The organism is Erysipelatoclostridium sp. DFI.2.3, from assembly GCF_019132535.1.
Taxonomy (GTDB): domain Bacteria; phylum Bacillota_I; class Bacilli_A; order Erysipelotrichales; family Erysipelotrichaceae; genus Clostridium_AQ; species Clostridium_AQ innocuum.
In genome coordinates this window covers 30177-50044 of sequence record NZ_JAHOOJ010000013.1, presented here as the reverse complement: position 1 = coordinate 50044, position 19868 = coordinate 30177, and the positions used below count along the sequence as shown (strand labels likewise).

Annotated in this window: 18 protein-coding genes; 13 read left to right on the top strand and 5 right to left on the bottom strand. The window is 42.6% G+C overall.

The features are described 5' to 3' along the window. Nucleotides 1-136: 136 nt before the first annotated feature. Nucleotides 137-1903 carry a DUF885 domain-containing protein gene (locus KSZ58_RS14070; RefSeq protein WP_009270117.1) on the bottom strand — a complete coding sequence of 589 codons (1767 nt, stop codon included), beginning with the start codon at nucleotides 1901-1903 and terminating at the stop codon, nucleotides 137-139. A gap of 185 nt (nucleotides 1904-2088) precedes the next feature. Between KSZ58_RS14070 and KSZ58_RS14065 the strand changes: the two genes are divergently transcribed. Continuing rightward, the gene (locus tag KSZ58_RS14065; RefSeq protein ID WP_008818078.1) at nucleotides 2089-2847 is read left to right on the top strand and encodes a DeoR/GlpR family DNA-binding transcription regulator; all 759 of its coding nucleotides are present in this window, start codon (nucleotides 2089-2091) and stop codon (nucleotides 2845-2847) included. 18 nt (nucleotides 2848-2865) lie between these two features. Here the strand turns inward: KSZ58_RS14065 and KSZ58_RS14060 are convergent, their stop codons facing one another. Then, nucleotides 2866-3762, bottom strand: a complete 897-nt coding sequence (locus tag KSZ58_RS14060) for a glycyl-radical enzyme activating protein (RefSeq protein ID WP_009270118.1) — start codon at nucleotides 3760-3762, stop codon at nucleotides 2866-2868. A 191-nt stretch (nucleotides 3763-3953) separates the two neighbouring features. Between KSZ58_RS14060 and KSZ58_RS14055 the strand changes: the two genes are divergently transcribed. Then, nucleotides 3954-6365 carry a glycyl radical protein gene (locus KSZ58_RS14055; protein ID WP_009270119.1) on the top strand — a complete coding sequence of 804 codons (2412 nt, stop codon included), beginning with the start codon at nucleotides 3954-3956 and terminating at the stop codon, nucleotides 6363-6365. Nucleotides 6366-6444: 79 nt separating this feature from the next. On the opposite strand, the gene KSZ58_RS14050 is transcribed toward KSZ58_RS14055, so the two are convergent. Continuing rightward, on the bottom strand, nucleotides 6445-7818 hold the full coding sequence (locus KSZ58_RS14050) for an NAD(P)/FAD-dependent oxidoreductase (RefSeq protein WP_002606775.1): 1374 nt from the start codon (nucleotides 7816-7818) through the stop codon (nucleotides 6445-6447). 295 nt (nucleotides 7819-8113) lie between these two features. Beyond that, complete coding sequence (locus KSZ58_RS14045) at nucleotides 8114-9076, bottom strand: Rpn family recombination-promoting nuclease/putative transposase (RefSeq protein WP_009270120.1); 963 nt, start codon at nucleotides 9074-9076, stop codon at nucleotides 8114-8116. 270 nt (nucleotides 9077-9346) lie between these two features. Here KSZ58_RS14045 and KSZ58_RS14040 point away from each other — a divergent pair, with 270 nt between their 5' ends. The 5 genes from KSZ58_RS14040 to KSZ58_RS14020 all read left to right on the top strand — a co-directional run bounded on the left by KSZ58_RS14040 (nucleotide 9347) and on the right by KSZ58_RS14020 (nucleotide 12315). Beyond that, nucleotides 9347-9727 carry a hypothetical protein gene (locus tag KSZ58_RS14040; RefSeq protein WP_002606777.1) on the top strand — a complete coding sequence of 127 codons (381 nt, stop codon included), beginning with the start codon at nucleotides 9347-9349 and terminating at the stop codon, nucleotides 9725-9727. Nucleotides 9728-9863: 136 nt separating this feature from the next. Then, nucleotides 9864-10292, top strand: a complete 429-nt coding sequence (locus KSZ58_RS14035; protein ID WP_008818082.1) for a LytTR family DNA-binding domain-containing protein — start codon at nucleotides 9864-9866, stop codon at nucleotides 10290-10292. 4 nt (nucleotides 10293-10296) lie between these two features. Continuing rightward, complete coding sequence (locus KSZ58_RS14030) at nucleotides 10297-10770, top strand: hypothetical protein (protein ID WP_008818083.1); 474 nt, start codon at nucleotides 10297-10299, stop codon at nucleotides 10768-10770. Further along, nucleotides 10767-11609, top strand: coding sequence for an ABC transporter ATP-binding protein (locus KSZ58_RS14025; RefSeq protein ID WP_009270121.1), 843 nt, complete (start codon nucleotides 10767-10769; stop codon nucleotides 11607-11609). Before KSZ58_RS14030 ends, KSZ58_RS14025 begins: the two co-directional genes overlap by 4 nt. A gap of 1 nt (nucleotide 11610) precedes the next feature. Then, a complete protein-coding gene (locus tag KSZ58_RS14020) occupies nucleotides 11611-12315 on the top strand; it encodes an ABC transporter permease (protein WP_008818085.1) in 705 nt (234 codons plus the stop codon). Nucleotides 12316-12400: 85 nt separating this feature from the next. Here the strand turns inward: KSZ58_RS14020 and KSZ58_RS14015 are convergent, their stop codons facing one another. Then, nucleotides 12401-14317 carry a BglG family transcription antiterminator gene (locus KSZ58_RS14015; protein ID WP_009270122.1) on the bottom strand — a complete coding sequence of 639 codons (1917 nt, stop codon included), beginning with the start codon at nucleotides 14315-14317 and terminating at the stop codon, nucleotides 12401-12403. Between the two features lie 202 nt (nucleotides 14318-14519). On the opposite strand from KSZ58_RS14015, the gene KSZ58_RS14010 reads away from it, so the two are divergent. From KSZ58_RS14010 to KSZ58_RS13985, 6 genes are all read left to right on the top strand, one after another. Then, a complete protein-coding gene (locus tag KSZ58_RS14010; RefSeq protein WP_008818087.1) occupies nucleotides 14520-14834 on the top strand; it encodes a PTS sugar transporter subunit IIB in 315 nt (104 codons plus the stop codon). Between the two features lie 25 nt (nucleotides 14835-14859). Further along, a complete protein-coding gene (locus KSZ58_RS14005; protein WP_008818088.1) occupies nucleotides 14860-16119 on the top strand; it encodes a PTS sugar transporter subunit IIC in 1260 nt (419 codons plus the stop codon). 19 nt (nucleotides 16120-16138) lie between these two features. Then, nucleotides 16139-16486, top strand: coding sequence for a PTS lactose/cellobiose transporter subunit IIA (locus tag KSZ58_RS14000; RefSeq protein WP_009270123.1), 348 nt, complete (start codon nucleotides 16139-16141; stop codon nucleotides 16484-16486). 10 nt (nucleotides 16487-16496) lie between these two features. After that, nucleotides 16497-17942, top strand: a complete 1446-nt coding sequence (locus KSZ58_RS13995) for a glycoside hydrolase family 1 protein (protein ID WP_009270124.1) — start codon at nucleotides 16497-16499, stop codon at nucleotides 17940-17942. A 194-nt stretch (nucleotides 17943-18136) separates the two neighbouring features. Then, complete coding sequence (locus KSZ58_RS13990) at nucleotides 18137-19012, top strand: YitT family protein (RefSeq protein ID WP_002606782.1); 876 nt, start codon at nucleotides 18137-18139, stop codon at nucleotides 19010-19012. Between the two features lie 43 nt (nucleotides 19013-19055). Next, nucleotides 19056-19853, top strand: coding sequence for a histidinol-phosphatase (locus KSZ58_RS13985; protein WP_008818091.1), 798 nt, complete (start codon nucleotides 19056-19058; stop codon nucleotides 19851-19853). Nucleotides 19854-19868: the final 15 nt, after the last annotated feature.

The window sequence follows — 19868 nt, the reverse complement described above, 5'->3', positions numbered from 1 at the left end:
GACCTGACCTGGTGCATCCCCTGGATTCTTAAGAGTTTGTAATACCGATATAAATGTAGGACCGTATACGTGACCTTTACGTATAGTTCAATGGAATAAATTTAAGTTTATTCCTCTACCCTATTCTGCAGATTGTTTATTTTGCGCTTTCTATATAGTCCTTTACATTTTCCTCAACAACATGGAATGGTGCTGCACCGCTTTTCAGAATTGCTTCATGGAAGTCCCTGTCATTGAATTTATCCTTTAGTTCCTCCTGTGCATCCTTCTTCAGGTTGGCAATCTGGACATATCCTACATAATAAGAGAGGAATGCTGTTGGATTTGCCTGCAGCTGGTTATAGAAATCACTGACATCGGAAACGCCAAGACCGTTTTCCTCCAGGAAATTTGATAAATCTTCCTTTGTCCATCCTTCATAGTGAATACCGATATCGGCAAGAGCTATCAGGCAATCCTGATAGACAACCATATTCTGCTGCAGCTTGACAGCATCCGCAGATACACCGTCAAGATACTTTAATGCATACAGCTCGGTATATGTGGCATAGCCCTCGGTATAACCAAGGAAGCTTGCCATACTGTTTCTCCATGGGTCTTTTACATTCTTATAGGCATATGCAATCTGATACATATGTCCCGGAATTCCCTCGTGTGCAACGGTAGAGAAGGTTTCCAGTGACTGTACATTCAGTGCATCCTCCAACATATTCACACGAATCTGTTTCGGTGTGGTACCGTCCAGTGCAGGAATGTTGAAGTAAGCCGCAACACCGCCGGATGCCAGATCCTCACCGATCGGCCTGATTCGATAATTCAGTGTTCCCACGGATGGAAAGTCATCCTTAATATCCTTATCAAGATCCTTCAGCATGCTTTCAAAGTCCTTGTACTTAGTTTTGATTTTTCCGTTTACATATTCATCATACAGATTCTTGTTTTTGGAGATCACAGACTGTACGGCAAGCAGGGATGAACGCGACATACTGTTTAATTCTTTTTTAATATCCTCGATGGATTTATCCGTGCCGGTTGCCTGCTTGAACAGAAGCTCATAATACTCTTTTCCGTTCTTCATATGGCTCAGTCCCAGCGTATTGTTTTTAGAGGAATCCAGCTCCTTCATCGTTTTGATGATATCACTGTACGCAGGCAGGAAATACTCCTGAAATGCTTTTTTCAGCTCAGCCTTGTACTGCTTTGTCTTATCATCCCCAAGCTTCAGATTGTCGATACTTTCATTCAGCCCGGTAAGTACACTGCTGTTTACATCCTCCTTAACAACCTTCTCGCAATACTCTTTTACAGATTTGATATCCAGCATCAGTGTGCCTTTTTCTTCCTGCTTTTTCGTATAGGCAAGAATACTGTCCATATACGGACGGACTGATTTCATCAGTGTGATAACATCCTTTACATCCTGCTCATTGCGAAGTGTCCAGTCGGAGAACAGGGTTGGCAGCTGTGTGTGCATACCTGTCATGGATTCCAGTGGCATACTCATATAATCAAACTTGGAATCGTTCATTTCTGTAGTGTAATCCAGCATGTAGCTGTAAATATCATAGGTTTCCTTCTGCTCATCGCTTAACGTATCGCGGTCAAATTCCTTGAAGGCCTTCGCGGATTTCTCATTCAGCTCCTTGTTTTCCTTCATGGTTGTTTCATTCAGTTCTTTATCAATCTGAACCTTGGTCTTGCTTGTATCTACTCTGTAATCCTTTGGGTTTTCCAGAATAATGTGCGTATTCGGATAGCTTTGTTCCATAGATTCCACGAATTCCTGCTTCATAAATTCATCAAACTTTTTCTGTTCTTCTCCGGAATCCTTTTTTGAGCATCCGGTGAATGAAAAAGCCATGACTGCAGATAACATCAATAATGTTATTTTCTTTACGTTCATATTTCCTCCATTTTCTCTCTGTTTCTAAGTAGAGTGTGTTTGTACTACAGATATTTTATGTATCTTACTGTTATTATATCGTCTAATCATTGATTTCACAATGAATTATCCACGGAAACGGGTTTTGTTATGAATCAAGTTGTCGAGTAGAAAGGTTTATGATATTCTAATATAGAAAAGAGTTGATGATTGTGCATGAACGACATACAAAAATACTGGAGCTTCTCTCTCAATATAAAAAAATAGAGGTAACCAGATTATCTGAGCTGCTTTCTGTTTCACAGGTGACGATTCGCAAGGATCTCATGCAGCTTGAAAGCAGTGGTCTGATTCTGCGGGAGCATGGATATGCGGCTTTGCATGACAGTGATGATCTGGCAAACCGGCTCGTCTATCATTATGAAATCAAGCAGAGAATTGCCAGTCTGGCGGTGGCGGATGTTCAGGATGGGGAGACGCTTATGATTGAATCCGGTTCGTGCTGTGCACTGGTCGCTCTGGAAATCGCAAAAACAAAAAAGAATGTGACCGTGATCACCAATTCCGCTTTTATTGCTGATTATATACGTAAGCAGGGAACTCTGCAAATCATTTTGCTGGGAGGCGAATACCAGCAGAGCTCGCAGGTCATGGTTGGACCGATGACGAGAAGATGCATGGAGCCGTTTTATGTAGATAAGCTGTTTATCGGTACCGATGGATTCACAGCGGATTCAGGTTTTACGGGAAATGATTATATGCGCAGTGAAACGGTACGTGATATGGCTCAACAGGCAAATCATGTCATTGTAGTTACAGAATCCACTAAGTTTTCACAGAAGGGACTTGTTCATCTGATAGATACCGGTCATATTCATATGGTTGTCAGCGATGATCGTATACCGGAGGAATGCGAGCAGTACCTCACGGAGCAAGGTGTGGAAGTAAAAAAAGTGAAGGTATAAAAAAAGGAGCATCTGCCCCTAAAAGAAACAATCAATACCCTGATTCAGGAAGATTTGCTGATAATCTCTTAAATCTTCCGGATACAGGGCTTTTTTATGCTTCATTTCATAGTCGCGATTCAGCATTTCATATTTCTTTTCGCCGAACTGATGAAAGGGAAGGAGCTGTACCCGTTGAATTGAGAGTGATGTAAGCAGTGCAGCAAGGCCTTTTGCATCCTGCAGGGATGCATTATATCCCGGGATGATGGGTATGCGTGGAAGAACACAGAGCTGATGTTTCACACTCCATGCAAGGTTTTCCAGTATCAGATCATTGTTGACGCCGGTCCCAAGAACGTGCTGTTCTGTGTCATAATGCTTGATATCGAACAGTAAAAGATCAAACAGCGGGGCAAGCTTTTGAAATACAGCGGGCTGGATATATCCGGTAGTTTCAACTGCGACATGGATTCCCTCCTGCTTCAGGCGTAAAACAAGTGCCTTTGCAAATGACGGCTGTGCCAGAGCTTCTCCGCCGGAAAGTGTAACACCACCCTGAGATTCTTCATAAAAGTCGCGGTCCTGCAGGCAGGTTGCGACAACCTCATCAGCATCCCTGCAGACGCCTTCCACCTGCAGGGCTTTTGCTTTACACGTAGCGATGCAGCGAAGACAGCCAAGACATTGTGCATCGTCGATCACAATACGGCTGCCCTTTCTTTGAACTGCCTGCTGCGGACATGCCTGTAGACATGCGCCATCCTGTATACAAACAGATGCATCATATAATATCTGTGTCTTTGAAAGCTGAGACTCCGGATTGGAACACCAGCGGCAGCGAAGCGGACAGCCTTTCAGAAAAACGGTTGTCCGAATACCGGGACCGTCGTGTATGCTGAATTTCTGGATATTGAATACCATACCTTTACACATTAACATCACTCCTTACTACCGTTATCATAGCACAGGAGTGATAAATTGTAAAATAAATATTTCAAATGAAACTAATATTGTATTCAAATGAAATATTAATCTTGACTTAACTCAACGATATGATACTATAATAGTGTATTGTTTGAATTTATGTTTCATATGAAACTAAAAACAAGCGTGGAGGAAAGCATATGGAAAACAGAGAACACTTTGGAACACTCACAGAAAGAATGCATAGCTTCAGAGAGGAGCTTCTGAATACAGAGGCATCCATTGACGCCACACGTGCTGTGCTTGCGACACAGGCATATCAGGAGCATGCGGATAAGCCGCTGCTTGTAAAGCGTGCTTTCATGCTGAAAAATATTTTGGAGAATATGCCGATCTTTATCGAGCCGCAGACACTGCTCGCTGGTAATCAGGCTAAGAAAAACCGGGCAGCACCTGTCTTCCCGGAATATGCGATGGATTGGGTTATAAAAGAGCTGGATGAATTCAAGCTTCGTGACGGGGATGTTTTTCAAATCGATGAAGAGACAAAGGAAGAACTAAAAAGCATCGCTCCTTACTGGTATCATAATACAACACTGGATAAAGGACTTGCCATGATTCCTCCGGAAAGCAGAATCTTTTATGATCTCGGTATTATCAAAGCGGAAGGAAATATCACAAGCGGGGATGCACATATCGCTGTTGACTATGGAAAAATTATGCGAAAAGGGCTCAGGTATTATGAGCAGCGAACCTTGCAGGAGAAAAGGAAGCTGGATATGTCAGATCCGGATAGCATTTCCAAATATCATTTTTATGAGGCGATTCTGATCGTCATTGCTGCCGTACAGGCATTTGCAAGGCGCTATGCTGAGCGTGCGCTTGCACAGGCTGAAGCAGCACAGGGAAAACGAAAGCAGGAATTACAGAAAATGGCGCAGATACTGGACAGGGTGCCGTATGAACCGGCTGAAAATTTTCGTGAAGCTATACAGTCCATGTGGCTTGTCCACCTCGTTTTACAGATAGAATCCAATGGACATTCTCTTTCCTATGGACGTATGGATCAGTATTTATATCCATACGTAAAGCATGATCTGGATACGCGGGTATTGCAAGAGGAACAGGTCGTAGAGCTTTTAACAAATCTGTGGCTGAAAACATTTACTATCAATAAGGTAAGAAGCTGGTCGCATACACAATTCAGTGCCGGTTCTCCCCTGTATCAGAATGTTACGGTAGGAGGACAGACCCATGATGGACAGGATGCTGTAAATATGCTGTCCTTTCTCATACTAAAATCTGTTGCACAGACCCGTCTTCCACAGCCTAATCTGACTGTACGCTATCATAGAAATTTATCTGCTGCGTTTATGGATGAAGCAATCGAGGTCGTAAAGCTGGGAACCGGGATGCCGGCTTTTAATTCCGATGAGGTTATAATTCCATCCTTCATGGAAAAGGGTGTTGGTAAAGAAGATGCATACAATTATAGCGCGATTGGCTGCGTGGAAACTGCAGTACCCGGAAAATGGGGTTATCGCTGTACCGGTATGAGCTTTCTGAATTTTCCGAAAACGCTGCTGATCGCCATGAATGCAGGTGTGGATCCTGCCAGTCAGGTAAAGCTGGTGGAGGGGCTTACACATTTCAGTGAAATGACATCCTATGCTCAGCTACAGGAAGCATGGGATATAACAATACGTGAGTTCACAAGACATTCTGTGATCATTGAAAACTGCTGTGATCTCGTTCTGGAGCAGGATGTTCCGGATGTATTATGCAGTGCATTGACGGAGGATTGTATCGGACGGGGAAAAACCATAAAAGAAGGGGGAGCTGTATATGATTTCATATCCGGGCTGCAGGTGGGAATCGCCAACCTTGCGGACAGTCTGGCAGCAGTAAAAAAGCTGGTATTTGAGGAACAAAAAATAACTGCGGATCAGCTGTGGGATGCATTGATGGATGATTTTACATCACCACAGCATAAAGCGATACAACAGATGCTGATTGCGGATGCTCCCAAATATGGAAATGATGATGATTATGTAGACCAGCTGATTGTGGATGCCTATGATGTCTATATCAACGAAGTGAAAAAATATCCGAATACGCGTTATGGAAGAGGACCGATCGGAGGAACACGGTATGCCGGTACCTCCAGTATCTCTGCCAATGTCGGTCAGGGAAAGGGAACTCTTGCTACTCCGGACGGGCGTAATGCTGCCACACCGCTTGCTGAAGGCTGTTCCCCATCACATGGTATGGATAAGAACGGACCTACTGCTGTATTCAAAACCGTTTCCAAGCTTCCGACACATGAAATTACCGGCGGGGTGCTGTTAAATCAGAAAATGACGCCGCAGATGCTGTCGAGCGAGGAGAATAAGCAGAAGCTGGAAATGATGATACGTACCTTCTTTAATCGCCTGGACGGTTACCATGTTCAATATAATGTGGTTTCCCGTGATACACTGCTTGATGCACAGAAGCATCCGCAGAAGCATCGGGATCTGATTGTCCGTGTTGCCGGTTATTCTGCTTTCTTTAATGTCCTGTCCAGGCAAACACAGGATGATATAATTGAGCGTACAGAACAAACGTTATAGTCCGTGAAGAAAATCTGTCTGCGTTTATAAAAGAAAAAGAATCGTGATGTCCTGCACTATACAGGCTCACGATTCTTTTTTAATGCTTATTGCTATACAGATGTCTTGCGACATAAACGCCGCTTGCACTTGCATGTGAGAGGGAATGGGTAACACCGCTGCAATCACCAATCACGTACAGTCCTTCATGCCTGGTTTCCAGATTATGATCAATTTCAACCTCCAGATTATAGAATTTTACCTCTACACCATACAGCAGGGTATCATCATTGGCAGTTCCCGGTGCCACCTTGTCCAGTGCATAAATCATTTCGATGATGTCATCCATCTGGCGTTTGGGAATTACCAGACTCAGATCACCCGGTGTAGCGGATAAGGTTGGTGTGACAAAGCTTTCCGCGATACGGGAGTCCGTGCTTCTCTGTCCGCGTATCAAATCACCAAAGCGCTGTACGATAACGCCGCCCCCCAGCATATTGGAAAGACGCGCAATGCTTTCCCCATATTCGTTGCTGTCCTTAAACGGCTCTGTAAAGTGATTGCTTACCAACAGGGCGAAATTCGTATTCTCTGTGTAGCGGGAAGGGTCTTCATAGCTGTGCCCGTTCACCGTTACAATTCCATTGGTATTTTCACTGACGACAACACCGCGGGGATTCATGCAGAAGGTACGGACCTTGTCCTGGAACTTCGTCGTACGGTATACGATTTTGCTTTCATACAATTCATCCGTCAGATCGGAGAAAATGCTGTAGGGCAGTTCTACACGCACACCGATGTCCACACGGTTGCTCTTCGTGGCAATTCCCAGGCTTTTACAGATGCTTCCCATCCATTTGCTTCCACTGCGGCCTGTGGATATAATGCATTTGCTGCCGGTAAAGCTTTTATCCCTGCTCACCAGACGATAGCCGTTCTCCAGCTTTTCCACTGCATCTATATGCGTATGGAAGTGGATTTCAATTTTATCCTTCAGCTGATTGTACAGGTTTTCCAGAACAATATAATTCACATCCGTACCAAGATGGCGTACGCTTGCCTCCAGCAGATGTAAATCATTCTGCATGCATTTCTTTTTCAGATGCGTATTTTCATTTGTATAAAGCTTTGTCCCCTGTCCACCGTTTGCCACATTGATTTCATCGACATAATTCATCAGATCAATTGCTTCTTTCCTTCCGATATGTTCGTATAAGGTACCGCCAAACTGGTTGGTGATATTGTATTTTCCATCAGAAAAGGCTCCTGCTCCGCCAAACCCGTTCATAATGGCACAGGTCTTACAGTTGATGCAGGATTTAATTTTCACCCCGTCAATCGGACATTTTCTTTTCTCCAGCGGGTTTCCTGTTTCGAATAAAGCAATCTTCAGCTCCGGGTTCAGTTTCATCGCCTCGTAGGCAGAGAAGATACCGCCGGGACCGGCCCCGACAATCAGTAAATCAAAATCCATATGTTACCTCCATCGTTATATGTATAACTTCCGGGAAATCTTGAATTTCCTATGGTATTTTATCACAGAAACAGAAAAAAGCCAGCGGTATTCATGAAAACTTTATGAAAACGGTTACTATTCACTAACCTATATTGTATATAACGCTTAGATAAGGGCAAAAGAAAGCTTATATTACTTATGGGTTTTGATTGAAACTGCGTATCATAAGCATGAATAACTCTCCACACTTGTTATGCAGAGAGCCTTTCATTGTATGGAGATATGGTTAAAGGTGTTGCTCTTATACGATTACTTACATCGTGTCAGCCGTATGTACTTGTTTTTTAACAGCCTCCAGGGTATCACACTTTAAAATTAAACTTGATACGATATGCAATTGGTCCTCGGTTAATGACTGCAGCCATGCTGTGCAGTCTTCCTGATATTTGGCTTCCATAAGCCTATGTAAGAGCTGTCTCTCTCCTTCGATTCTACCTTCAACCTTACCTTCAGCTTTCCCTTTAATGATTCCTTCCTTCATCCCCTCTTCAAAGCTGTCCTCCAAGCCGTAGCGATAACGTGCCTCTCCCATCTGAATCGCCATTGCGGTTGACCACAGCTCATCATCCTTCTGCATTTCCTCGTACTTGTTCACGAATACCTTCACCAGCCTTTCCTTTGATTCCAGTATATCATTTTTCGCATTGTTTTCAAACAGGAAGCACAGCTGTTCAAAGTCATCCATCTGCTGAATGGCCTTTTTCTTAGCGATTTCATTGATAACGGGCAGATGGATGTAGGTTCTTCTAATCAATGGGTGTTTACTCTCATCTTCCCCCTGCTCATTGCGCATCTGATAGTGGTTGATCAGATTTTTATTATTCCATGCGCATTTCTCAATGAAAATAATCTGATATACCGGCTTTAAATCCTTGTACTTTTCACTGCTATCCAGCTGGTTGTTCAATGCTCTGGCCCCATAAAATTCAAAGCGCATCATTTCCGCTACTCCTGCATAGGTCGTCTGCATTTCCAGATTAAAAAAACGACCTTTCTCATCCTTCACATGAACATCCAGAATAATGCGTTTCTTCCCGATTGTTCCGGGATCCAGATTCGGATTCTGTACAGTGCTTTCCTTTACCTTAATTCCGGTAACACGTTCAATAATGGTGTTGCGGGCGTACACAGAGCCTTCATCCTCACGGGAAAGGGTGTACTTGAAGAATACATCATTGCAGTAATTCAATACAGTATTTGCTTTCGTATTTTCCATGACGAAAACCTCCTTCTGTAAGCTCATCATCACTTACATACTTCTATACGTTAAGAAGGTATGAAATTCCTAAAAAATCCACATATTCTTGATTTTTTCCTGCTTTAAAAGGATTGTCAGCTTGCATTTTACAGAGTTGCGATTTCGATCACTTCTATCTAAATGTATATAACAGAAAAAGATGAGGCGATAAAATAGCTTTTCTGCCTTTATAAAGAAACAGGTATAATCCTGCAATCGATGTCCATACTTCAGCTATGAGGTGAAGAAATGAAACGTTATGCAATAATCGGCTGTCTGTGGTTTCTTATGGCATCTGCTATGATTCATGGAAATGCCAGAGCAGAGATTGATTATGAAATCCGCTATGACAGCAATACGAAGCAGACCTATGAGCTGAAACAGAAAATTCAGGATATCTATTCCGAGCTGGTTCGTGGTGTACATAAGGAATCCTATATTCTGATGGTGCTTCATAATAAGGAATTATTTGCTTACCGAAAGGATCTTCAGGCTGACTGGAAACAGAATCAGCTAGTGATTACCGAGGGTGATGGAAAAGGAGATACGATTACCGGTACATTGCGAACAGAAAGTGTGTGTGTTCCGGAGGTTCAACCGCGTTCCCTTTTTCAGGAGATATTTCAATAGCTATATTTGCAAACATCAACGGCTTTTTCCTGTTGGTGTTTTTTTCTTGCAGGTGAGTCACGGATTCCTGCAACTTGGTTGAATTTTATAGCTTTTCTATTCATGTGCAAATATAATAAAAACAGGAGGATGCGGTATGAAAATCATTGAGGGTAAGGATTCACAACAGCTGGATGTCCGCATCCGGTTTGACTCGTTGGAGGAAAAACAGGCAGCTTTCCGCTTGCTGGCAGCTATGCATCAAAAGCTGATCGGCTTGCAAAGAGATAAGGAATATCTGCTGCGTCTGGAGGATGTCTGCTTTATCGCTTCCAGTGACAAGCGTACCTTTTTATATACTGCACAGGGCTGTTACGAGTCTATGCTCTGGCTTTATCAGATGGAAGAACAGCTGAATGATGATTTCATACGGATCAACAAAGCAACAATTATCAATATGGAACATGTAACCAGCATGCATGCAGACCTGGGGTCAAGAATCCGGGTATATCTGGATACCGGTCATCAGCATATGGTCACAAGGACCTATGTAAAGGCATTTAAGCAGAAGCTGAAAGGGGAATAATGGCATGTATAACTATCTGGTTAAATTTTTTAGAAATGTAACAATGTCCTTTTTTACTGCGATTTTTGTAATTGCACTGGCAGGTGTCACATGCCGGGATGGAATTATGAAGGTGTCAAGCTTTTATGTGCAGGGCGGTATTTCCTTTTCTGCTGTTTTTGAGCTTTTATTGCTTTCCTCTCTTCTGGCATTATGCAATTTGCTTCTGGATAAGCCCACAGTATTTCCTGCAATGCGTCTGACCTACAAAATTATTTTGCGTATTGCAGTTGTTGTGATGCTGATTCTACCGTTTATTTATGTATGCCGCTGGTTTCCTGTTGATGATCATGCAGCATGGATCGGCTTTGTTGTCTGCTTTCTGTTAAGCTTCTCGGCAGCAACTCTGCTAAGTGTGTATGCCACACGAAGAAAGGATCGGGAATATCAGAAGCTGCTGGAGGCCTATAAGGCAAAGAAAGAGGAGAGGAAAAAATGACAATACTGGAAGCGGATCACATACAGAAGAGATTTGCGGAAAAAATGGTTTTAAAGGATATCAGCTTTTCCATTGAGAAGCCGGAAATCTTTGGACTTCTGGGACCGTCAGGGTCAGGAAAAACAACGCTGATACGGATTCTACTTGGCTTATTAAAGAAGGACGGCGGCAGCTCATATGTTCTGGGGAATGATTCCGGGCAGCTAAGTGATGATACGTATGCACAGATTGGTATGATGCTGGATGAAGCTGGATTATATGATCGTTTATCCTGTATAGATAATCTGGATATATACAGAAGGCTCTATCAGCTTCCTTATAATGTCATAGAACCGGCACTGCGCCGTGTATCTCTGTATGACAGCAGACAGAAAGCAGTCATTAAGCTGTCCAAGGGTATGAAGCAGCGGCTTTCCTTTGCCAGAGCATTGCTTCATGAGCCTAGGGTTTTATTTTTGGATGAGCCTACCTCGGGATTGGATCCGGCAACAACATCCAACATTCATGAGCTTTTGTTTGAGCTGAAGGAAAAGGGTGTCACTATCTTTCTGACAACACACGATATGGAGGAGGCAACACGCCTATGCGACAGAGTGGCCTTTTTGAATGAGGGGTCTATCATCGAATGTGATACGCCGGAAGCTATCTGCTGCAAATACAATACGACGAATCAGGTTAACATAACGACAGCGCAGGGAGAGAGTATTGTGCTGGATATCAAGAGAGATGCAGTAAAAATTATGCATCTGATGGAAGCCGGACATGTGAAGACCATCCATTCCATGGAGCCTACACTGGAAACTGTATTTATCACACTGACAGGAAAGGAGCTGGTCTGATATGAAGCCTTCTCATATATATGCAATCATCCGTAAGCAGCTAAAGGACACCTTTCGTAATAAGCCTACGCTTGTACAGTTTGTGATGTTTCCGGCAATCGCAGCAATTCTGACACTTTCCGCCGGCGAATTTGAACTGCCGAAAAGATACTTTGTAAATCTGTTTTCTGTTATGTATGTATGCATGGCTCCGATTCTCATCCTGTCTGCGATCATCAGTGAGGAAAAGGAGAAGGGCTCTTTACGTATGCTCATGATGTCGAATGTAAAACCGATGGAATATCTGCTGGGCATAGGAGCGTATGTGTTTGTATTTTGTATGGCAGGTGTGCTGTTTATGGGATTACTGGGGAAATTCTCCCTGCAGGAGCTGTGGATGTTTCTGCTGCTGAATGCATGCGGTATTCTGATTTCCTCAGTTATTGGCGCACTGATTGGGGTTGTGAGTGATAATCAGACGGCTGCCAGCGGTCTGTCCGTTCCTGCCATGCTGCTTACTTCCTTTATTCCCATGCTGTCAATGTTTAATGCCTCCATACGCAATGTTGGAAAATTTCTATATTCTCAACAGATTTATGAGCAGATCAACAACAGCTCTACGATTGTTCTGTCCGCACAGTCATTTGTTGTGATACTGATAAATTTTGCTCTTGTGCTCGTGCTGTATGTGTACATGTATAGAAAGAAGCAGCTGCTTGCTTCATAATAAAGTAAAACCCGGTATGTCGAGCATGCCGGGTTTCTACTTAGTTCAAACGGTAAACTACATGCAGGAAAATTTTAAGCCTGCTTCACTGTAACAGATCCGACATCGTGGAAATGAAGTCCTCATAGGATTGACATCCGCACAGCTTCTTGACATTTTCCGGTGTGCTTAAAATCATGGTAATCGGATCAAAAATCTCATTGAAAATATAACGGTCACTTTTGTTAAAGCAAAGCATGAGCACCAGATACACATCCTGCTGGTTCCATGATATCGGCGTTTCACTGATAACAATATTCATCCCTGTCTTTTTGGCATGCATTTTCATTGCATGCGGAATCGCAAAGCTGCCAAAAGCTGTCGAGGACATATTCTCACGGGATATTATTTCATTCTCAAATTCATCATCCACATATCCATGCACAATCAGTTTATTTACCATATATGTTATACACTCTTTTTCTGTAGAAAATCCACTCTTCAGGACCTCAAAGAAATCAGGCAGAAGCAGCTCTTTCAAATAGCCTTCAAAAACGCTGCGTTTTTTTAATTTACGGATTGTTTCTATTTTTTCATTTAACAGCTGCCTGTCCTTTTGATTGAGGAATATGCTAATCTGTATCATAGGTATGGAAGTAATTACAGAAACAGGTATTGTAGTTATGATGAGATTTGTATCCTTAATTTTATCAAAATCACTTTCATCGGTAAGTATATTTGTAATCAGCAATTCATCAGAATAATAGCGCTTGATCACATCGGTAACCTTCAGACTCATATCGTAATAGCTGGGACAATACAACGCTACAGTTATTTTTTCTGTCAGGCTTTTCTGTGCCTCCAGGGCGCTTCCCAGATGAAAGGCAATATAGGCAATTTCATCATCGTTTATAGAAATTCCTGTTTTTTCTTTTATCGTTGCGGCAAGAGAAACCGATACATCATAAATCAGAGGACAGGAGGTTTTAATACCATCCGCGAGTGGATTTTTACTGAAGTAATTGTTCTTGGAGCGCACCAGTAAATTTTTGATATGAAGGGCGAACCGGATAAGAAATTCCTGTTCACTCAAATCAATATAATAGAAGGAGTTGATATCGAGAATCAGCTCTTTTACCAGATTCAGACATTCCTTTCCGATAAAATCCTCCAGGTTTGCGGCATTGATACTTTTATAATCAATTGTTGTTGCCCTGGAAATAATCAGCAGTGTCATTTCATAAATTTCCGCCTTACTGTAGGTGATATGAAAATGTTCTTCCAGACGTCCTGCCACTTTTTCCGCAAGCTCATACTCATGCAGGTGAACCGCCGGCTGCTGGTCAATGCTCGTTGTATTGATATTGTTCTTCCGGATACGGTCAATCGCAATGGTGATATGCAAGACCAGATTGATTAAAGAATAGTCATTGATAAAATAATGGTAATCCTCAAATATCTGTAATACCGTATTCTTAATATACGGAATATCAATATCCAGAAAGGAGTTTTGTAATGATTTTAAATTGACAAAATTAACATTGGATTCATTATATAACAGGGTGCTGAGTAATTTGCGCTTGTTTTTTTCTAATCCTTTTATAGAAATCTGATCTTTCTGACTTACTAATTCCAAATCATATTTTGCCAGTCTGCGCTTGACTTTTTGCAGCTCATTCTTGATGGTAGAAAGGCTGATAAACAATTCATCACATAAATCATATATATCAATTGCTTCCTCCTGATGATGATTGATCAGCTGATTTAAAATATAGATTACACGTTCTTCCGAAGTCTGGGGAATATGATCTGCAGTTTCATCCAGTATGGATTTCGCTAATTCCATATCCAGACGGTATCCTTCCCTTGATGAATGAATAGCTTCGGGATATTCTTCATTGATTTCACGCACATAATTTTTGATACTGCGTACAGAAACATTCAGATGATTGGCTAATAAATTGGTATTTGCCGGTTGTAGGTCAAATAAAGCACGGAGTAGCTCTTTGTTTTTCTGTTTCATTTCATCACCTGCTTTTTGTTCAGAAATCACTATATGTTAAAATTATATTTTACCGGACTGTAATTCTCAACCAGAATTTTGCACGAGCTTGGGGAAAATAATTATCTGCCCCTACAGCGTGCAAAACATGATTAGAAATTTAAAAACCGATTTGGCATACTATAGGTGTGATGAGGCGAAGAAGCCTGAAAGGAAGATTATTATGGAAAAATTAAATGTATTACTCGTCTGCGGTTCCGGAGCAAGCTCCGGATTCATGGCAGCCAATATGAGAAAGGCTGCATCCAAACAGGGACTTGATATTGATATCAAAGCACGTAGTGAATCAGAGATTGAAAACTATATTGATGAAATCAATGTCCTGATGGTTGGACCACACCTGGCTTATATTCTGGATGAGGTTGAGGAGTATACACATGGGGAGGATGTCAAGGTAATTTTAATGGAACCGGATTATTACTCTGTATTAAACGGAGAAATGGCGATTGCCCACTTACTTGAGGAAATGGAAAAATAATCGTTACTGAGAAAGGGAGATACATATGAATAATTTAATAAACTGGCTTGAAAATAGTTTTGCGCCGAAAATGAATAAGTTTAACCACAACACCTGGGTCGTTACGATAAAGGACTCTATCATGCAGGTACTGCCATTTATCCTGCTGGGATCCCTGTTTTGTGTGGGAACGGTTATCGAAGGGTTTGTGACTCTGCCCTTTTCCTTCTGGACACCTTATGGGTGGACAATGGGAATGATTTCTGTACTTGTCAGCTTTCTGATTCCGTTTAACTTCTGTGAGAAGAAACGATTGAGAAAGCAGAGAATTATCGCCGGTGCAACCGGTCTGATTCTATTCTTTATATCCATTACTCCGGAGCTTGTCAAAGCAGGGGAACCGGGGTTTGGTTCCAGTGCATTTGGTGCAGGCGGAATGTTCTGTGCAATGTTTACCGGTATTGTGACCAGTATTGTATTTAATCTGTTTGGCAAATTCTCATTCTTTAAAGAAGACAGTGCAATCCCGGATTTTGTACGTCAGTGGTTTGATGCATTATTGCCAATTGGCGGAATCATATTCACCGGGTTTATTGTGGTACAGGTATTGAACATCGATTTATATGCGATTATCACTTCCTTCTTTATGCCATTACAGGGTATTATGAATACATGGTATGGATTCATCCTGGTCTGCTTTCTGGAATGCTTTATTTATTCCATGGGTATTTCTTCATGGGTTCTTGCACCTGCGACATCTCCTGTAAAGTTACAGAGCATCGCCGCAAATATCGCACTGGCAACTGCAGGAACAGCGTCTGTAGCGAACCTGAACATGTATACGGAATCCTGCGTCTATACCTGCTATCTGTGGATCGGTGGAATTGCCTGCACCATGCCGCTGGTTATCTTCCTTGCATTATCCAAGTCGAAGAAGCTGAAATCTTTAGGTCGTGCCTGTATTGGACCAACGATTTTCAATATCAATGAACCTGTGGTGTTCGGCTGTATTGCATGGAACCCTGTTATGATGCTGCCTATGTGGATTAACGGTATCGTGTTACCGGCATTGGTGTGGATCGCATGTAAGGTAATCGCCATTGCCCCAATTCCTAAAATTCAGTTTGAAATGTGGTATTGTCCATTCCCGATTTCCACATGGATCACATCGGAAGGATCCATTATGGCCATTGCAGTCATGCTGATTATATTTGTTGTCGGCGGTGCGATCTGGTACCCGTTCTTCAAAGCCTATGAAAAGCAGTGTATTGATGAGGAAACTGCAACAGAAGCAGCTGCTGAATAATAGTGAGAGGAGAGTTATTATGATGAGTGAACAAACAGTACAATCCGCAATGTCTATTATCTTGCATGCCGGGGATGCCCGGGTCGCATGCAAGGAGGCACTGGATGCCATATCCGAAGCGGATTTTGAAACAGCTGAGGTAAAATTAAAGGAAGCACAAACAAAAATTACAGAGGCTCATAAAGTGCAGACCGATGCAATTCAGGGAGAAACCCGTGGTGATGAGTCGGAATATTCTCTTCTGTTTGCGCATGCACAGGATACGTTAATGACGATTTACAGTGAAATCAATATTGCGAAACAGCTGCTGAAAATATTCAGTGCTTATGAGAAACGTATCTCTGCATTGGAAAATAAAGATTGTTAAGGAGGCAAATATGGCAAGAATACCGAATGGTTTTCCAAAAGATTTCCTGTGGGGCGGCGCTGTAGCTGCAAATCAGCTGGAGGGTGCCTATACAGCAGGAGGAAAAGGACTTTGTGTTGCGGATATCAATGAGTTCCGTGATGATATTGATATTACAAAGAAATATAATGATGAAGTTACTTCCGCCTACGTGAAGGATGCAATGAACGCCGGAAACAATGATGGAAGGGTGTTTCCAAAACGCCGGGGTATTGATTTCTACCATACATATAAAGAGGATCTCAGACTGCTGGCTGAATTAGGACTGAAGACCTTCCGTACCAGCATCAACTGGGCGAGAATATTTCCGAATGGGGATGATGAAGCTCCTAATGAGGAAGGCTTAAAGTTCTATGATGCGCTTTTCGATGAGATTCTCAAACACAATATGGTGCCGATGATTACCGTGTCCCATTATGAAATGCCGTTACATCTTACGCTGAAGTACAAGGGCTGGTATTCCAGAGAAACCATTTCTTTCTTTGAGAACTACTGCAAAGTGATTTTTGACCGCTATCATGATAAGGTTAAGCACTGGATTCTGGTAAACCAGATCAACTTGATTTCTCATGAATCCTTTAACCATCTGGGTGTTGCCGAAGATATGGTTGATGATTTAAAGAGTGCGAAATATCAGGCTGTGCATAATGAAATGGTCGCTTGTGCACGCGCTACACGATATGCACACGCAACGTATCCGGATTTACAAATTGGTATGATGCTGTGCGGCGGACATGATTATGCGGCAACTTCCAAGCCGGAGGATCAGCTGGCAGCCCTTCAGCATAATCAGATGGAATATTTTTACTCGGATGTACTTTTGAGAGGCGTGTATCCGGGATATGCCCTGCGCTTCTTCGAGGATCATGATATTCATGTGGAATTTGGAGAACAGGATGAAGAGGATTTGAAGAATACATGTGATTTCTTCTCCTTCTCCTATTATTACACTCGTATTGTGACAAAAGAAAGCTTTGAAAACGGAAATGACTCCATCCGTAATAAAGAACTGCCCGCAAATGAATGGGGCTGGACCTATGATCCGATCGGATTGAGAATTTTATTGAATACCTTCTGGGATCGTTATCAGAAGCCGATTTATATTACAGAAAACGGAAGCGGGTTCTATGATAAACTGGAAAATGGTCATATTCATGATCCGTACCGTGTTGATTTCTATCGGAATCATTTCGAACAGATCAAAGAAGCAATCCGTGATGGTGTGGATGTCAGAGGCTATTATGCATGGGGACCGATTGACATCATTTCCTGTTCCTCTTCTGAAATGTCAAAACGCTATGGATTCATTTATGTGGATTATGATGATTATGGAAAGGGCAGTGGGGAAAGAATAAAAAAAGACAGCTTCGCCTGGTACAAAAAGGTTATAGAAACAAATGGCGAGGAGTTGGATTAACTTATAAATAAAACAAAGGAGATATTTCATCGTTTTTAATGGTGGAGTATCTTTCTTTTTCATGCTTTAAAATGATAAACATTACACTGCTGATATGAATAGATACTATAAGTAGACACACAATAGGGAAGAGTACGGGATATCGTTCTAAAATATGCTATAATGAAGGAGCATGAAAGAGAGAAGGGATACTTTTGAAATTAAGCAATAAAGAATTGGTGCAGGATACGTTGTGGATCCTTGCGGGAAATATTGCTCTGGCCATGGGGGTTGCCTGGTTTATATTGCCCAATGATGTACTGACGGGGGGCCTGGCGGGTGTTGCAATCGCACTGGAGCCGCTGATTCATTTGAATCCTGAACTGGTGATCAATGTACTGACCGTCGTACTGTTTCTTGCAGGATCACTTGTCCTGGGGAAAAAGTTTGCGGCAAAAACGATTCTGAGTACAATCTGTTATCCGCTGCTGCTTACTTTACTGTCCTATCTGGCAAAACATGTGATTGCTCCGGATACCTTTATCATGGATAAATATTTAGCCACCATTTACGGCGGTGCGCTGATGGGCATCGGTGTCGGCTGTGTGTTTCGTACAGGTGCCAGTACCGGTGGTATGGATATTCCACCACTGATCATTAACAAGTATACCCATATACCGCTTCCGACACTGGTTTTGATTGTGGACGCGCTTACCGTACTGCTTGGTGCTGCCGTATACGGACTGCAGGCTGCACTTACAGGAATTCTGTCAGTCTGGGTAAGCAGCTATATGATCAATAAAACCATGATGATCGGTGGACATGATGCGCGTAATGTGATGATCGTATCCAATAAGCATACGGAAATTATGGACCGTATTCATGAGGTGTTGGAGCGCGGGACTACGATTCTGGAAGCAACCGGCGGCTATTCTTCTGAGAAACGACCGGTCATAATGGCTGTGGTATCCAAAAAGCAGCTGCCGGAGCTGGAGCATCTGGTGTCGCATATCGATCCGGAGGCATTTGTTATCGTAATGGAAGCAAATGAAGTACAGGGTCTTGGGTTCACTTATGAGGAGGAGCTATAGCTTTTCCTATATAATATAGAAGTTTATGGAAGGAGGCGGAAACATGCAGAATTTTAACTATCACAGTCATACAGAACGGTGCGGGCATGCTGTAGGAAGTGATGAAGCGTATGTAAAGGAAGCGATAAAGAATGGGTATCGGTATATGGGTTTCAGTGACCATGCCCCGTATCGTAACGGTGATGCACCGGGAGAGCGTATGCGGGTGGAAGAGCTTGCAGACTATGTGAGCAGTGTGAGAAAGCTGCAGCATACTTATCAGGATCAAATCGAAATCCGTCTGGGGATGGAAATCGAATATTTTGAGGAACAGCTGGATGAGCTTATGCAATATAAGGAAGAGATGGATTATCTCATTCTCGGACAGCATGGCCCTGCATTGTATGCGCCGGAATTTTATGATAATCACAGCGATGCGGATGTACTGCACTATGCTTCCCTGATTGAAAAGGCCTGTGAGAAGGGATTACCGGATATCATTGCGCATCCTGATCTGTTTATGTTTGGAAAGGAAGTCTGGACAGAAGCCTGTTGTGAGGCTGCCCATAGAATCTGTGCAAGTGCACAAAAGCACGGGGTTATTCTGGAGGTCAATCTGAACGGCCTGCGCTATGGGAAACGCAAGCTGGGAGAGGAATTTCGCTACACCTATCCATATCGCAGCTTCTGGGAGATTGCCTGTACCTATGATGTGGATATCGTCTATGGTCTGGATGCACATGCACCTCAAAAGTATGCCGATCAGGATTGCTTTGCTATTGTGAATCAGGAAATTCTATATGATCTGCCGTTGAAATTCCGCAACGAGCTGCGGTTTGAAGACAGGAACAGGGGGAACTGAGATGCTGAAGGAAGC

Coding starts and splice junctions, on each gene's coding strand:
- KSZ58_RS14035 (WP_008818082.1), top strand. CDS start 9,864: ATGAAAATCATTGAGGGTAAGGATTCACAACAGCTGGATGTCCGCATC.
- KSZ58_RS14050 (WP_002606775.1), bottom strand. CDS start 7,818: ATGGATTTTGATTTACTGATTGTCGGGGCCGGTCCCGGCGGTATCTTC.
- KSZ58_RS14040 (WP_002606777.1), top strand. CDS start 9,347: ATGAAACGTTATGCAATAATCGGCTGTCTGTGGTTTCTTATGGCATCT.
- KSZ58_RS13985 (WP_008818091.1), top strand. CDS start 19,056: ATGCAGAATTTTAACTATCACAGTCATACAGAACGGTGCGGGCATGCT.
- KSZ58_RS14000 (WP_009270123.1), top strand. CDS start 16,139: ATGATGAGTGAACAAACAGTACAATCCGCAATGTCTATTATCTTGCAT.
- KSZ58_RS14005 (WP_008818088.1), top strand. CDS start 14,860: ATGAATAATTTAATAAACTGGCTTGAAAATAGTTTTGCGCCGAAAATG.
- KSZ58_RS14070 (WP_009270117.1), bottom strand. CDS start 1,903: ATGAACGTAAAGAAAATAACATTATTGATGTTATCTGCAGTCATGGCT.
- KSZ58_RS14055 (WP_009270119.1), top strand. CDS start 3,954: ATGGAAAACAGAGAACACTTTGGAACACTCACAGAAAGAATGCATAGC.
- KSZ58_RS14025 (WP_009270121.1), top strand. CDS start 10,767: ATGACAATACTGGAAGCGGATCACATACAGAAGAGATTTGCGGAAAAA.
- KSZ58_RS14030 (WP_008818083.1), top strand. CDS start 10,297: ATGTATAACTATCTGGTTAAATTTTTTAGAAATGTAACAATGTCCTTT.
- KSZ58_RS14020 (WP_008818085.1), top strand. CDS start 11,611: ATGAAGCCTTCTCATATATATGCAATCATCCGTAAGCAGCTAAAGGAC.
- KSZ58_RS14060 (WP_009270118.1), bottom strand. CDS start 3,762: ATGTGTAAAGGTATGGTATTCAATATCCAGAAATTCAGCATACACGAC.
- KSZ58_RS14065 (WP_008818078.1), top strand. CDS start 2,089: ATGATTGTGCATGAACGACATACAAAAATACTGGAGCTTCTCTCTCAA.
- KSZ58_RS14045 (WP_009270120.1), bottom strand. CDS start 9,076: ATGGAAAATACGAAAGCAAATACTGTATTGAATTACTGCAATGATGTA.
- KSZ58_RS14015 (WP_009270122.1), bottom strand. CDS start 14,317: ATGAAACAGAAAAACAAAGAGCTACTCCGTGCTTTATTTGACCTACAA.
- KSZ58_RS14010 (WP_008818087.1), top strand. CDS start 14,520: ATGGAAAAATTAAATGTATTACTCGTCTGCGGTTCCGGAGCAAGCTCC.
- KSZ58_RS13995 (WP_009270124.1), top strand. CDS start 16,497: ATGGCAAGAATACCGAATGGTTTTCCAAAAGATTTCCTGTGGGGCGGC.